The organism is Dactylosporangium sp. NPDC049525, from assembly GCF_040676755.1.
Lineage (GTDB): Bacteria > Actinomycetota > Actinomycetes > Mycobacteriales > Micromonosporaceae > Dactylosporangium.
The window spans coordinates 41,417-55,726 of the sequence record NZ_JBFAPO010000020.1 but is presented as its reverse complement, the minus strand read 5'-3'; the positions used below and the strand labels follow the sequence as shown (position 1 = coordinate 55,726).

11 protein-coding genes are annotated in these 14,310 nt (G+C 70.2%); 7 read left to right on the top strand and 4 right to left on the bottom strand.

Annotated elements, in window-relative coordinates; all coding sequences use genetic code 11:
- Positions 1-40 precede the first annotated feature (40 nt).
- Entirely contained in the window at positions 41-631 is a 591-nt protein-coding gene (locus AB0K00_RS27040) for a helix-turn-helix domain-containing protein (RefSeq protein ID WP_363525175.1), read from the top strand.
- Positions 632-656: 25 nt separating this feature from the next.
- Here the strand turns inward: AB0K00_RS27040 and AB0K00_RS27035 are convergent, their stop codons facing one another.
- The 3 genes from AB0K00_RS27035 to AB0K00_RS27025 form a co-directional block, all read right to left on the bottom strand.
- Positions 657-977: a hypothetical protein gene (locus tag AB0K00_RS27035; RefSeq protein WP_363525172.1), complete on the bottom strand. Its 321-nt coding sequence runs from the start codon at positions 975-977 to the stop codon at positions 657-659.
- A gap of 127 nt (positions 978-1,104) precedes the next feature.
- Complete coding sequence (locus tag AB0K00_RS27030; RefSeq protein ID WP_363525169.1) at positions 1,105-3,852, bottom strand: carbohydrate-binding protein; 2,748 nt, start codon at positions 3,850-3,852, stop codon at positions 1,105-1,107.
- A 179-nt stretch (positions 3,853-4,031) separates the two neighbouring features.
- Entirely contained in the window at positions 4,032-4,997 is a 966-nt protein-coding gene (locus AB0K00_RS27025) for a helix-turn-helix domain-containing protein (protein WP_363525166.1), read from the bottom strand.
- 70 nt (positions 4,998-5,067) lie between these two features.
- On the opposite strand from AB0K00_RS27025, the gene AB0K00_RS27020 reads away from it, so the two are divergent.
- The 6 genes from AB0K00_RS27020 (at position 5,068) to AB0K00_RS26995 (ending at position 12,926) form a co-directional block, all read left to right on the top strand.
- Positions 5,068-5,658 (top strand): HD domain-containing protein, encoded by a 591-nt coding sequence (locus AB0K00_RS27020; RefSeq protein ID WP_363525163.1) that lies wholly within the window; start codon positions 5,068-5,070, stop codon positions 5,656-5,658.
- A 353-nt stretch (positions 5,659-6,011) separates the two neighbouring features.
- Positions 6,012-9,065 carry an RICIN domain-containing protein gene (locus tag AB0K00_RS27015; RefSeq protein ID WP_363525160.1) on the top strand — a complete coding sequence of 1,018 codons (3,054 nt, stop codon included), beginning with the start codon at positions 6,012-6,014 and terminating at the stop codon, positions 9,063-9,065.
- Between the two features lie 265 nt (positions 9,066-9,330).
- Positions 9,331-10,860 carry a S8 family serine peptidase gene (locus AB0K00_RS27010; RefSeq protein ID WP_363525157.1) on the top strand — a complete coding sequence of 510 codons (1,530 nt, stop codon included), beginning with the start codon at positions 9,331-9,333 and terminating at the stop codon, positions 10,858-10,860.
- Positions 10,861-11,032: 172 nt separating this feature from the next.
- A complete protein-coding gene (locus AB0K00_RS27005; protein WP_363525155.1) occupies positions 11,033-11,920 on the top strand; it encodes a haloalkane dehalogenase in 888 nt (295 codons plus the stop codon).
- Positions 11,921-12,017: 97 nt separating this feature from the next.
- A complete protein-coding gene (locus tag AB0K00_RS27000) occupies positions 12,018-12,671 on the top strand; it encodes a class I SAM-dependent methyltransferase (RefSeq protein WP_363525152.1) in 654 nt (217 codons plus the stop codon).
- Between the two features lie 30 nt (positions 12,672-12,701).
- A complete protein-coding gene (locus tag AB0K00_RS26995) occupies positions 12,702-12,926 on the top strand; it encodes a hypothetical protein (protein WP_363525149.1) in 225 nt (74 codons plus the stop codon).
- Between the two features lie 89 nt (positions 12,927-13,015).
- Here AB0K00_RS26995 and AB0K00_RS26990 read toward each other — a convergent pair whose 3' ends face one another.
- On the bottom strand, positions 13,016-14,104 hold the full coding sequence (locus tag AB0K00_RS26990) for a glycoside hydrolase family 19 protein (RefSeq protein ID WP_363525146.1): 1,089 nt from the start codon (positions 14,102-14,104) through the stop codon (positions 13,016-13,018).
- Between the last annotated feature and the right edge of the window lie 206 nt (positions 14,105-14,310).

Here is a 14,310-nt window from a genome sequence, read left to right as displayed (position 1 = left end):
CATCGCTGCGGTCGGCACGCAACGGCCTACGATCGCAGCGATGCCATCACCGGACCAGACCACCAGCCCCGCGAAGGCCAGGCCCCAGCGCGCCGACGGCCGGCGCAATCAGGCGCGGGTCCTGGAAGAGGCCTTTGCCGCCTTCGCCGCGCACGGTGCCGCGGTTTCGATCCGCGAGATCGCCCGCCGGGCCGGCGTGAGCACCGGCACCGTCACCCGGCACTTTCCCACCAAGGAGGCGCTCTTCCGGGCGGTCGCACTGCACCGGATCGAACACCTCGTCCGCAGCGCCGAGGACATCGCCGCCCGGGAGGCCCCGGCAACGGCCTTCTTCACCTTCTTCGCGTTCCTGGTGCGGCAGGGCGCGGCCGATCACGCCGTCGGTGACGCCCTCACCGGTGCCGGCTTCGATCTCCAGACCGCGGCGTCGACAGCCATCCGCGACTTCGGCGCCGCCATGACGGGCCTGCTCAGCCGGGCGCAGCAGGCCGGAGCGGTCCGCGGCGACGTCGACACCGCGGACATCAAGGCCCTCATCGCCGGCTGCATCGCCCGTGACGACGACGGCGGCGCCGCGCAACTCCGCATGATCGAAATCGCCTGCGACGGACTCCGCCCCCGCCCTGCCTGAACGCTCGCGACGCCGCCGGTGCCGGCTACGGGACGCCGTTGTCGTGGTGGCGGCCGGCCTCCCGGCGCTCGGCGAGCGTGAGGTCCTCGTCGCGCATCAGCCGCACGGCGGTGAAGTGACCGCCCACGGGGCAGTACTGGAAGCGCAGCAGGCCGAGCCGGATCGCCTTGAACGACACCGCCGGGATCCACGTCGTCATGAACAGGTGCCCATCACGGCACCGCACGATGACGTCGCGCCCGAACCGGTAGCCCTGCACCTTCGACATCCGCCGGATCTTGAGCGCGAGCGCAGCGACGATCACCACGGCGAGCAGGTAGATCAGGATCCGCGTCAGGTTGGACACCCCTCGACCATAACGCCACGTCGGTCAGGTCGGCGCCCAGCAGCGTGGTCCGCTGAGCGTCGGCCTGACCCGACGTGGCGCAGCCTCGATCTGTCCGTCCTGACCGGTTAGCGGCCGGCCCGCCGGGTCACAGGTTCCAGACCTGGAACTCGGAGAGCTGCCCGGCCGGCCAGCCGGTGTTCGCCGTGACCGTCACCCGCCAGAACCGCTGCGTCGCCGCGGGGAACGTGAGCGTCACGGTGTTGTTCGCCGACGGGGAGAACGGGTAGGCGTTCGACGCCACCACCGTCGTGAACGACGCACCGTCGCCGGACGCCTGCAGCGTCAGGGTCTGGTTGCGGGCGCCCCAGGCCGGCGGCAGCTGCAGCACGACCTTCGTCACCGAGCGGGCCGAGCCGAGGTCGACCTGCACCCACTGCGGGAACGCGTTGTTCGCGCTCTCCCAGTAGGTGCCCTGGTTGCCGTCGGTCAGGTTCGCGGAGCTGTACGCCTGCGTGTGCGACGACTCCGTGGTGGGCCGCCCGGCGGCCAGGTTCTGCGGCGTCGGCGTGCCGCCGCCCTGGGTGAACTGGAGGCTGTTGAGGTTCCAGCCGCCGGTGTCCTGCACGAGGGTCAGCACCTGCTGCCCGGCCGGGAGCGTAAGCGTCGCGGTGGCCGTGGCCCAGGTCTGCCAGCCGCCGGTCGCCGGGATGGTCACCGGGCCGGTGAGGTTGGCGCCGGACGCGTTGGCCAGGTGCAGGGCGCCGGTGACGGCGCTCGGCGCGGCGACGCGGGCCGAGAGCGTGTACTGCCCGGCGGTGGCGACGTTCACCGTGTACCGGAACCACTGCCCGCCGCTGGTCCAGCCGAGGTTGTAGCCGCCGCCGGTGTCCGATGTGGACTCCAGGTCGACGCCGTCGGCGCGGTAGCCGTTGCCGGAGCCGTTGACCGAGCTGACGCTGTACGCCAGGCCCGGGCCGCCGGTGTCGTAGTTCTCGGCCTGCACCGTGCCCGGGATCGCGGCCGCGGTGCCGCCGAACGGGGCCTCGACCGGGCCGGTTCCGCCCTGCCAGCTGTTGCCGCTCAGGGTCGCCGCGAAACCGGCGGAGTTGTTGAGGTACGCGCTGGTTCCGGACTTCAGGCCGGTGACCGTGTTGCCGGTGATGGCCGCCGAGCCGGACGGCGCCGGGTAGAACGGGGGAGCGACGACGATGCCGTTGCGCCCCGGCGAGGTGACGGTGTTGTTCTGCAGCGTCGTGTTCGTCGACGTGGAGAACCCGACGCCGTCGTAGAGCGAGTTGACGACGGTGTTGCCGGACACGGTCACCCGGTCGACGACGCCGACGTTCTGCCCGTCGCCGCCGTTGCCGACGTGCAGCGCCGGCTGGCCCTGGCTGTAGCCGTTGCCGCCGGAACGGGCCACCACGTTGTTCGACACCGTGGCGCCGAGCAGGTCGCTGCCGTTGACGCCGAAGCGGCCGGCGCCGAGCCCGATGTACCGGGCGGTGTCGCTGATCGCGTTGAACTCCACGTCGTGCCCGCTGCCGCCGTAGATGCCGATGCCCTTGCCACCCCACGGCGCGACGACCGTGTTGTGGGTGAAGGAGATGTTCGCCATCGCGGTGTAGTACGTCCGGTTGCCGTTGCCGTCGGTGTTGTAGTTGACCGAGTTGATGGCCATGCCGTCGTCGCCGGTGCCGCGCACGAAGTTGTTCGTCGCGCTCAGGTTGTTGCCGACCGAGTTGTTCAGCGACACGTTGTTGAGGTTGATGCCGTCGGCCCAGATGGTGGTCAGCCGGCTGTTGCGCACGGTGCCGCCGGTGCCGGAGGCCCAGAAGCCCGACAGCGTGTGCTGGGTCCAGATGTCGTCGGCGACCCAGTTGGTGCCGGTGGTGTCCATCGCCCCGCCGGCACCGTCTACGGTGGCCCGGCTGGTGGCGTTGGAGTCGATGTGGAAGTTCTTCACCGTGCACGACGTCAGGTCGAAGACGGCGCCGAGGGGAGTCGGGTTCGGCAGCGGCACCGCCCGGTAGATGGTGCTGTACCAGACGCCGGCCGCCGCGATGGTGATTCCGGTGGCGTGCAGCCCGCTGGTGCCCTTGAGGTAGAACGTCCCGGCGGGGATCCACAGGGTGCGGCCCTGCGTCTGGGCCTGGTTGATGCAGGTCTGGATCGGTCCGGTGCTGTCCACGGCCGGGTTGTCGGCCGCGCCGCAGGACGTGATGGAGATGGAGCCGGCCGGCTGGGCGAGCGGCCCGGGCGGGTTCTCCACGTCGACGACGTCGATGTCGTAGTAGGCGGCGGTGTTGGCCGCGTCACGCTGCAGCGCGAACGTCGCCCCGGCCGCGATCGGCGTGCCGGTGACGAAGGCGCGGGCCTCGTCGAAGAACACCCGCGGGTTGCCGTCGGCCGGGTTCTGGTCGGCGCTGTCGTTGTAGTGGTTGTTGCCCTCGTACACCCACGACTGCTTCGAGGTCAGGCTCAGCGCCTGGCGGTAGGCGCCGTCGACGTACAGGTTCAGTGAGGCGGTGATCCCGCCGCCGCCCGGCGCGTCGGGGATGCTCGCGCGCACCACGATCGCGCTGATCGGGTGGCCGGTGGTGTTCGTCCACTGCACCCGCTGGCCGGTGGCGGCCAGGTGCACGTATGCGTGCCCGGACGCTTCCAGGGCCGGGCTGGAGTACTGCGTCGTCGGTGCCGCCGTCAGTGACAGCGTCGTCGCGCCGCCGCCCGGTGTCCCGGATTCGGCCTCGTAGCTGGTGAACGGCGTCGTCGCCCCCGCTGTGCCGGTGGCGGCCGGCGCGGACGTGGCGGTGGTGAGCATCGCGGCGACCAGGCCGGCAACGGCCAGCGGCCCCACCGCCCGGCGCAGCGCACGCATCGAGGATCGTGCCATGGGGAGTCCCTCCTGAAACCTGCGGACGTAGCGGCGTACGCAAGTATTTGCAGACAACACGCTCCAAGCTGACGAGTCAAGAGCTACTTCATGCAGCGAGCCCGCAAGTTCCTGCGCAACCGTCGCGCCCGCGGCTCGCTCCGGCGGGCGGGCGGGGTCGGACGGGGTCGGAGGCGCCGTCAGGGGTGCGTGGTCGTGGCGCTGTGTCGGAAGAGCGCCCGGTATTCCTGGGGTGAGGTGCCGATACGCCGGTGGAACGCGGCCCGCACGGAGGAAGGCGCGCCCAGTCCGGTGAGGCGACCGATGTGCTCCACCGGCATGGTGGTCGTCTCCAGCAGCTCGCGGGCCCGGTCGATCCGTGCGTCGGCGAGCCAGGCCATCGGTGAGGTGCCGGTCTCCTGGCGGAACCGGCGGATGAGGGTCCGCCGGGACATGTGGGCGTGCGTGGCGATCGCGTCGATGGTGAGCTCGTCGGCGAGGTTGTCGAGCATCCAGCTGCGCAGCGGGGCGAGGTCGTCTCCGGTGGCCTCGGGGCGGAGCCGTTCGATGAACTGCGCCTGCCCACCGGTGCGCCGCGGCGGGGCGACGAGGGCGCGGGCGCGGGTGTTGGCCGCGGCGGGGCCCTGGTCGCGGCGGATCAGGTGCAGGCAGAGGTCGAGCCCCGCGGTCACGCCGGCGGAGCTGAGGATGTCGCCGTCGTCGACATACATCCGGTTCAGGACGACCTCGACCTTCGGGTGCCGCCGGCGGAGCTGCTCGGCGTACTGCCAGTGCGTGGTCGCGGGGCGCCCGTCGAGCAGGCCGGCAGCGGCGAGGGCGAACACTCCGACGCAGATGGAGACCATTCGGGCGCCCGCGCCGTGCGCCGTGCGCAGCGCGTCCAGGACCTCGGCCGACGGCGGAGCGTCAATGTCGTGGTAGCCCGGGACGATCACGGTGTCGGCGCCGATCAGCGCGTCCAGGCCGGCGGTGGCGGTGACGGTGAAACCGGCGCTCGGCACGAGCCCGGGCCCGCCGTCCGCGCAGATCACCACGTCGTAGTGCGGGTCCGCGCCGAAGGTCTGCGTCGCGATCCCGAACTCCAGCGCCGGCACGCCGGGCAGGACAAGGACCGCGACCCGATGCCGGCCCGCCACCGTCGTCATGGCCCGATCATAGCGGCGGATGGCACTCGGGCCACTGTTCGGCGGTCCGGCCCGCTCCTACGGTTTGGGCATGAACGACACACTCGCCCTGCCCACCGGGCCGTTGGCCGACGCGAGCCTCGCGCTGGTGCGGCAGTCGGTCAGCACCGAGATCGCCGACCACAGCATCCGCAGCTTCCTGTTCGCCCGCCTGGTCGCCGAGCAGGAAGGCTCCGTGCGCGACGCGGCCTACGACGAGGACCTGCTGTTCGCCGCCTGCGTGCTGCACGACCTGGCCCTGGGCCCGCTGGGGACGAGCAAGGCCCGCTTCGAGGTGGAGGGCGCGGACCTGGCCGCGTCGGTGCTGACCGGGCACGGCGTCTCGGCCACGGACGTCGACCGGGTCTGGGAGGCGATCGCCCTGCACTCGGTCGTGGGCATCGCCGACCGCCGGGGGCTGCTGACGTCTCTGACGCACAGAGGAGTCTTCATGGACGCCGGCCGCGGCGCCGGCATCGACGCCGAGCGGCTGCGGCAGGTCTACGCCGCGTACCCCCGGCCCGCCGGTGCCACGTTCATCCGGGACGCGATCGTCGAGCACGCCGCCCGCTCCGACGCGGCGGCACCGCCCTACTCGATCGCGGCCGAACTGCTGCGCCAACGACGGGCCGAGACCGCGTAGGCACCCCCGCTGAGGATTCTCACGCGGGACGCTTGACGTAGCCTTTGAGAGCGCTAACATCGACGCAGGCAACTCCGGATCGGTCAGTGGCCGGCACGGGTTGTTCACGATCACGCGGCACGGCGGCCGTGTATGCACCGGCTGACCGGACGATCCGAACACCCTCTTCGCGATCCCGCGGCCGGCCCCGTCATCCAGTTCCTGTGTACCCGGGATGCGCCCGCCGTGAATCGGCAGCCGGCTGGCGCGTCCCGCCCCACGAGCGGACCGATTCGCCCGTGACCCGTCGATCCCCGGGAGTGTCCACCATGGCTCCTCCGTCGCCGCACCTGCTTCGCGACGTCTGCCGCCCAATGCAGCAACACCGTCCTCCGGCGAGCCGCTGGCGCGCCGCCAGCCGATCAGCCGTCGTCGCCACGCTCACCGCCGGAGCCGCCGTCGTGGTCCTTGGAACGCAGCACGCCGCCACCGCGGCGGTGCCTATTGTGGACGGCTTCACCGCCGGGAACGCGGCGATCGCCTCGGTGGACCTCGCCGGCCAGTGGTCCTTCACGCCGCAGGGCCGGGCCGCCACGTCGATCGCAGTGCCGGGCGGTGGCTGGTACAAGCAGGGTTTCACCGACGTGGCGCAGGCGGTGTACTCGCGGAGCATCACGGTGCCGAACTCGGGGCAGCCGCAGTCGACGTGGATCGAGTTCGGCGCGGTGAACCACCAGGCGACGCTGTCGGTGGACGGGCGGGTGGTGGCGACGCAGACGACCGCGTTCACCCCGTCGAACTTCGACATCTCCGCGTTCGCCGCACCCGGCACGACGCACACCATCTCGGTGGACGTGAAGGGCCGCAACGCGTTGAAGAACCCGGCGAACGGCAAGTACCTGGTGCCGGACGCCGCCGAGTGGTCGGAGGCGGTGCCGCAGGGCATCTACCGCTCCGCGTTCCTACGCGTCTACCCGGCGGTGTACGTCAGCGACACCTTCGTCCGCACGTCCGTGGCGAACCAGAGCCTCTCCTACGACGTGTCGGTGACCAACACCTCGGCCAGTGCCCGCTCGGTGACGTTGACGGGTGCGCTGTCCTCGGACGGCGGCGGATCGTTCGCCTACCCGGGGCTGCCGACCCGGACCGTGTCCGTCGCGGCGCGCTCGACGGCGAAGGTCACCGTCGGCCCGGTCGCCTGGAACCTCGGCACCGCGTCGTACTGGTGGCCGAACGTGCCGTACCGGCAGGGGTACCGCGCCCAGTTGCACCGCCTGGCCGTGCACGCCACAACCGACGACGGGCGCACCAGCGACGCCCTGTACCGGTTCGGGTTCCGGGAGAGCACACAGAACGGTGAGTACTACTCCCTCAACGGCGTGCGGGTGAACGTCCGCGGCGACAACCTGCAGGGCGCGGACTACGACCGGATCAACAACGGCGGCGTCGGCGACGCCTTCGACACGCTGCCCGGGTTCCTGCCGCCGTCGGCGGGCAACGGCGGCTGGCCGCAGGCGGTGGACAACTACCAGCGGCTCAACTACAACGTGGTCCGCATCCATCAGGAGCCGGCCAGCCCGTACATGCTCGACGTCGCCGACGAGATGGGCCTGATGCTCATCGACGAGACCGCGATCCGCGGCTCCAGCAACCTGCAGGACTTCGTCGCCGGGCACGACAACATGGTCAACCACGCCCGGGCGCTGACCCTGCGCGACCGCAACCACCCCGCGGTCATCCGCTGGAGCCAGAGCAACGAGCCCGGCTGTTGCGGTGGCCCCGACTCCCAGCAGTTCGAGCAGGATCTGTACGCGGCGATGCACGGCAACGACGGCACCCGGCCGATCATTGTCGACGGCATGTCACCGACGCAGTACCCGAACATGCAGCAGTCCAACTTCGCCGTGTTCCCGCACTACAACGGCGGTCTCGGCGCCTACAACGATCAGGTGACGTCCACCCCCGGCCGGCCCGACGGGGAGACTGAGTACATCTGGCCCAAGTGCAACACCAAGCAGGGCTTCGAGTGGTTCGCCACCCTCACGGCGGCCAAGCGCGGCAAGGACGCCAGCGACCTGCGCCCCTACACGCTGCTGTCCGGCTGGGCCGGGTTCGTGCCCGGCGTGCGCACCACCGACTTCGTCCCCGAGGAGGGCGGCCGCCCGATCTACGGCGCGGACAACCTGCCCGACCCGTGGAGCAACCCGCAGCTCCAGCGCATCCAGGCCGGGTTCCACCCGATCGCCGCGATCGACCTGCCGTACTGGTCGGCGTCCGGGATCTCCGACGCCAACGGCACGTTCCCGCTGCCGCAGGCCGTGGACAACTACGGCTACAACGCCCCGGTGACCCGGAACATCACCGTGTTCAACGACGACTTCACGAACCCCTCCGTCGGCCTCGTCTGGACCGCACGGCTCAACCAGCCGGACGGCACGGTGGTCGCGTCGGGCAGCAGCACGCTCACCATCCCGCTCGGATCCCGGGTCACCCAACCGGTCTCGTTCACCACGCCGGGAACCGGCAGCCGCGTGTACCTGACCTTGTCCACCACCAAGAACGGCGCCACCGTGTTCACCGACACCGTCGAGTACTTCACCCTCGGCGGGACCGGATCGAACACCGGCTCGAACGTGGACGACGCCGATCCGCGGATCACCTACACCGGCACCTGGTCACGGGCGAGCGGCGAGTCGGGTCCGTACTCCGGCACCAACACGTACTCGGACGTGGCCGGCAGCACCGCCACGCTGTCGTTCTCCGGCACCGGCGTGACGCTGCACGCGGTCACCGACGCCGGCCATGGCATTGTCGCGGTGTCGGTGGACGGCGGCGCGGAAACCCTCGTCGACGAGTACTCCGCGACCCGCGCGGGAGACGTCAGCGTGTGGACCAGCCCCCGGTTGACGTCCGCAACGCACACGGTCCGGGTACGCGTCACCGGCACTCAACGTGCGGGGGCGAGCCACAACTGGGCCACCATCGACCGGTTCGAGATCACCACAGGGGTGGTGGCCGGCGCGAACTACCGCATCGTCAACCGCAACAGCGGCAAGCCCCTCGCCGTGGCCGGCAACTCCGGTGCCGACGGTGCCGGCGTGGTGCAGCAGACCGGCGCCGGCGCGTGGACCGTCCTCACCGCCGCCGGCGGCGCCTACACCCTGCGGTACGTGCCGACCGGCAAGGTGCTCGACGTCAACGGCGGCAGCACCACGGAGGGCCTGCAGCTGCAGCAGTGGTCCGCCAACAGCGGCATCAACCAGCAGTGGAACCTGCGTTCGACCGCAGACGGCTACTTCACGATCGTCAGCGTGGCCAGCGGACTGGTCGCCGACGTCTACGGCCAGGCCACCAACGACGGTGCCAGTGTCGTGCAATGGACGGGGAACAACGGGACGAACCAGCAGTGGCAGCTCGTACCGGCGTAACCACCCCAACGGTGATCGTACGGGCACGAACGAGGACCGGCCTGCCGGCCTCGGTCGTGCCCGCGTCACCCCAACCCGGGTCTATCGGCAGCGCCGTGCGCCGCTGAAGGGATTCCGCGCAGATCGGCCGAACCGGCGTACGGCGACCGGGCGCACCGTGTCCGGCGGTCGGTCCGACCTCTGCGAACGCCGGTGACATCCCGGAAGCCGGCAGCGATCGTTGGAGCCGGAACACCTGGCGTGGATCGCAACAGAGGAGAACACGGTGAGCCGTACACGGATGGACCCGAGCCGGCGCCGCCGCACCGCAGGGGCTGCGGTCGCCTTGGCGCTGCCGGCGGTGCTGGCCGTCTCGGTGGCGTCGCAGCCGACCGGCCCGCACCATCCGGGGCTGAGCAGCGCGTGGGCCAGCACCACCACCAGCGGGTCGCCGGAGACGTCGCTGGCCGCGGTACGCACCATCATCGGCGCCGACAGCGGTGCCGCCAAGGCGCTGACCGGCAAGGGGGTCGGGATCGCGCTCATCGACACCGGCGTCGCGCCGGTGCCGGGCCTGCCGGCAACGAGCGTCGTCAACGGCCCGGACCTGTCGTTCGAGTCGCAGGCGCCGAGTCTGCGCTACCTGGACACCTTCGGTCACGGCACCCATCTGGCCGGCATCATCGTCGGCGACGACAAGGACTCCGGCGCGAAGGGTGTCGCCCCGGGCGCCAAGCTGACCTCGGTCAAGATCGGGACGTCGAGCGGCGCCGTCGACGTGTCGCAGATGATCGCCGCGATCGACTGGGTGGTGAAGCACCGCAATGACGATCCCGCGAACCCGATCAGAGTGATCAACCTGTCGTACGGCTCCGGCGGGAACCCGCCGAACTGGACCGACCCGCTGCAGTTCGCGGCCGAGAAGGCTTGGCAGGCCGGCATCCTGGTCGTTGCCGCGGCCGGCAACGACGGCAACACCGCCGGCAAGCTCACCAACCCGGCCACCGACGAGTGGCTCCTCGCCGTCGGCGCGACGGCCACCAACGGAACGGTTGCCACCGCCGACGACACCCTGGCCACGTTCACGAACCTGTCCAACGGCGGCAACCAGGTCGACGTGCTGGCCCCCGGCACGTCGATCGCGTCGCTGCGCGATCCCGGCTCCAACATCGACAACACGTATCCGACGGCCCGGGTCGGCACCACCCTGTTCAAGGGCAGCGGCACCTCGCAGGCCACCGCGGTCGTCTCGGCCGCCGCCGCCCTGGTCTTCCAGGCCAAACCCACCGCGTCCCCCGAACAGGTCAAGGACTGGCTGATCAAGGGCGGCACGTTCCTGCCCACCGGCAAGGCCGGCACGATGGGCCTGCTGGAGCTCAACGTCAACGGGGCGCTCGCGCGCCTGGCCACCACCGTCCAGAAGCCGACCTGGAGCACCTCGAGCGGCACCGGAAGCCTCGAGGCGGCCCGCGGCACCAGCCATGTCGTGCTCGACAACATTCCGCTGACCGGCGAACGTACCGTGTGGGGGCCGGTCGCCTCAGCACAGTGGGCGCCGAAGTCCGCGGCGCAGACCTCGTGGTCCGGCGGCACCTGGATGGGCTTCCGCATCGCCGGCGACGACTGGTCCGGCACCTCGTGGGCGTCGAAGACCTGGGCCGGCACGACGTGGACGGCCAGCGCCTGGAGCAGCAACACCACCTGGACCGACCCGGCCTGGTCCGGTCGCACCTGGTCCGGCCGCACCTGGTCGGCCGGCGCCTGGTCCGGCCGCACCTGGTCCAGCGACGAATGGTCCACCGCGCAGTGGCGGTAGCTGCCACATGCCGGCGGGTCGCGGTACCACCCCTCGGGCGGCTACCGCGACCCGCCGGCTTCGCCAGCGCAACTGGTCATCGCCCTGGCGACGTGTTGATCTTCGCCGGTGAGGCGTAAAGGTCAACGACGCGGGCAGCGACGATGTTCGGCTACTCCAAGGGGGAGAGGACATGGTCTCTGCGGCGTTTCCGTACCAGAAGCAGCGCCGGCAGGTTCTCGGCGTCGAGATGGCGTACGTGGAGGTCGGCGAGGGCGACCCCATCGTGCTGCTGCACGGCAATCCCACCTCGTCGTACCTCTGGCGCAACGTGCTGCCGCACCTGCAATCGCGGGGCCGCTGCATCGCTCCCGACCTGGTCGGCATGGGCGACTCCGGCAAGCTGCCGGACGCCGGCCCCGGCTCGTATCGCTTCGTCGAGCACCGCCGCTACCTCGACGCCCTGCTCGAGGCGCTGGAGGTGCGCGAGCGGGTCACCCTCGTCCTGCACGACTGGGGCTCGGCGCTCGGCTTCGACTGGGCCAACCGCCACCGCGAGGCCGTGCAGGGCATCGCGTACATGGAGGCGATCGTGCGGTCGCAGGCCTGGGACCACTGGGACACGATGGGAATGCGCTCGCTCCTGCGGGCGCTGCGCTCCGAGGCCGGCGAGGAGATGGTCCTGCGGGACAACGTCTTCGTCGAGCAGGTGCTGCCGCAAGCCGTCCTGCGCAACCTTTCCGCCGAGGAGATGGCGCAGTACCGGCGGCCGTTCGCCGAGCCCGGCGAGGGGCGACGGCCGACACTGACATGGCCCCGGGAGATCCCCATCGAGGGTGAGCCCGCCGACGTGACCGCGATCGCGGACGCCTACGCGGACTGGCTGGCGACCAGCGATGTGCCCAAGCTGTTCGTGAAGGCCGAGCCCGGCGCGATCCTGGCCAGCGACTGGTTGCTCGACACCGTCCGCGGATGGCCGGCGCAGACCGAGGTGACGGTCCCGGGGATCCACTTCGTCCAGGAAGACTCGCCGGACGAGATCGGCCAGGCCATCGCCAAATGGATGGCAACATCGGGCTGACGGGAGTCATACAGCTCGTCCACGACAGCGTACAGCTTGCGGGTCCCGGAGATCTGATGCTTCCCTGCGGGTGCCCGGCGCCGGGCATGATGGGCGAGTGACGCAGGCGAGCACCGACATGGCCGACTACTACCAGCAACGCGCGTCGTACTACGACAGGGTCTATGAGGTTCCCGAGCGGCAGAGCGACCTGCAGCGACTCCGGGAACTCGTGCCGGCCCTGCTGGCCGGGTGTGACGTGTTGGAGGTGGCCGCCGGCACTGGGTACTGGACCCAGTTTGTGGCGGCTGCAGCGGCCAGTGTGTACGCCACGGATGTGAACAGCGCGCCCCTGGCGGTGGCGGCAGCGCGGGACTACCCACGGGCCAACGTGAGGTTCGCGCACGGGGATGCGTTTGGTCTTGACCGGGTGCCGGGGGTGTTCACCGGGGCGTTGGTGGGATTCTGGTGGTCGCATCTGTTGCGCGGGCAGACCAGCACGTTTCTTGATGGTCTGTGCCGACGGCTGGAGAAGGGCTCCGCTGTGGTGATCATCGACAACCGGTATGTCGAGGGCAGCAGCGGCCCGATCGTCGATGTGGACGAGCATGGGAACACGTTCCAGCGCCGAATCCTGCATGACGGCCGCACGTACGAGGTGGTCAAGAACTTTCCGACCGCCGATGAACTGCTGGCCTCGGTACGTCCGTTCGGCGAGGGCGCTGAGGTGACGGAGCTGGAGCACTACTGGCTGCTGCGTTTCACCACCTGAGCCGGCCTCCGGTCGTACTAGCCTGACCGCATGGAATCGTCCGTTCGGGTCGAGGTCGACGGCGAGGTGTTCGACGTTGCCGCGCGAGCGGATCGTCCCGGCCAGTTCGACTACACCTGGATCTCAGGCCCGAACCCCGGCTACGGCTTCAGCTCGGCGTCCTCCGCCGACCGGGCGACAACCATGGCCGATCATGAGGGAGCGATCCGCACCTTCCTGGCACAGGTCGATCCTGGGACGGGGTACATCGGGTAGGGCCCGGGCTTTGCGCGGCGGGACGCCCCGGCCGTCGGGGGGACGGTCGGGGCGTCGCGTGCTCGCCCGCAGCGGTTCGCTTGATCAGGTCAGCAGGTCAGGTTGCCGCCGGCGGGAACGCCCAGCAGCCCGACGAACTGGTTGTAGAGGTTGACGCGGCTCTGCACCTGCCCTGGGTTGCCCCCGTTGCACTCGATGCTGTTGATCGCCCGGATGGTGACGCCGAAGCCCTGACTGTTCACCATCGCGTTGTGCGAGGTGGTGCCGGCGTTGCCGGTGCCCGTCATCCAGTACCAGAGGCCGGTCTGCCAGGAGATCGACGAGTTGGTCGCGACGAGGTCCGGGTTGTTCAACAGGTCGACGCCGAGCGCGTCGCCGGCCGCCTTGTAGTTGAAGTTCCAGCTGAGCTGGATCGGGCCGCGACCGTGGTACGCGGACTGTCCGGCCGGGCAGCCGTAGGGCTGGCTGTAGTCGCAGTAATGCGGCCAGTTGGCGGTGTTGATCTCGTTGATGTACACCAGCCCGCCGGTCTCGTGCCCGACGTTGGCGAGGAACGCCGCCGCCTCCTGCCGTTTGATCGTGTCGCTGCCGGTCGTCGCGAAGGCGGGGTACTTCTTCATCGCGTCGGTGAGCCCGGCGTAGGTGTAGAACGAGTTCCGGCCCGGAAACATCTGGTTGAACTGTGCCTCGCTGACGACGAAGCCCGATCCGCCGCCACCCGGAGGAGTGGTGCCGCCACCCGAGCAGGAGTACGGCGACCAGAACCACGTGCTGATCGTCGGGTCGTAGCCGGGGTTCTCATGCGTGGCCTGGTAGTACAGCCCGTTCGTGTAGCGCACGATCGCGCCGACGTTGTAGTACTGCCCGGCGACCCAGTTGGGGTAGTTGCAGGTGGTCCCGCCGCCGCCGCCACCACCGCCGCCGTCGCAGCCGCCGTTGTCGGCCCAGACGCCGGAGCCCCCGGTGCTGGGCGCCTCGTACTGCGTCCACCACTTGGCGGTCCAGTTGTGGCTGCCGTAGGAGACCTGCATGCCGCCGGTGTACACCGAGCTGTTGTTGTACGGCGCCGTGCACGCGGCGGCGGCCTCGGAGGCGGTCATCGGCAGGAGCGCGGCGGCGACGGCGGCGACGGTGACTCCCACCGCCGCGACGAGTGTCAGGATTCGCTTCTTGGACATGGGGCGGTCCACCCTCGACTGTTCGTTGAGCGGCGTGAGATGGACGTTCGTCCATCTCTTCCTTTGTAAACAAAGTTTGCTGATTAGGGAAGAGTCTTGACTGTTTCTTAAGAAGCCAGCGCCCCGCCCACACCACGGGCCGGCCTTCGGCGAGGGTCGCGGCATCCCATTGACCGTCGTCTCATCGGTCCTCTACAGTTAAGAAA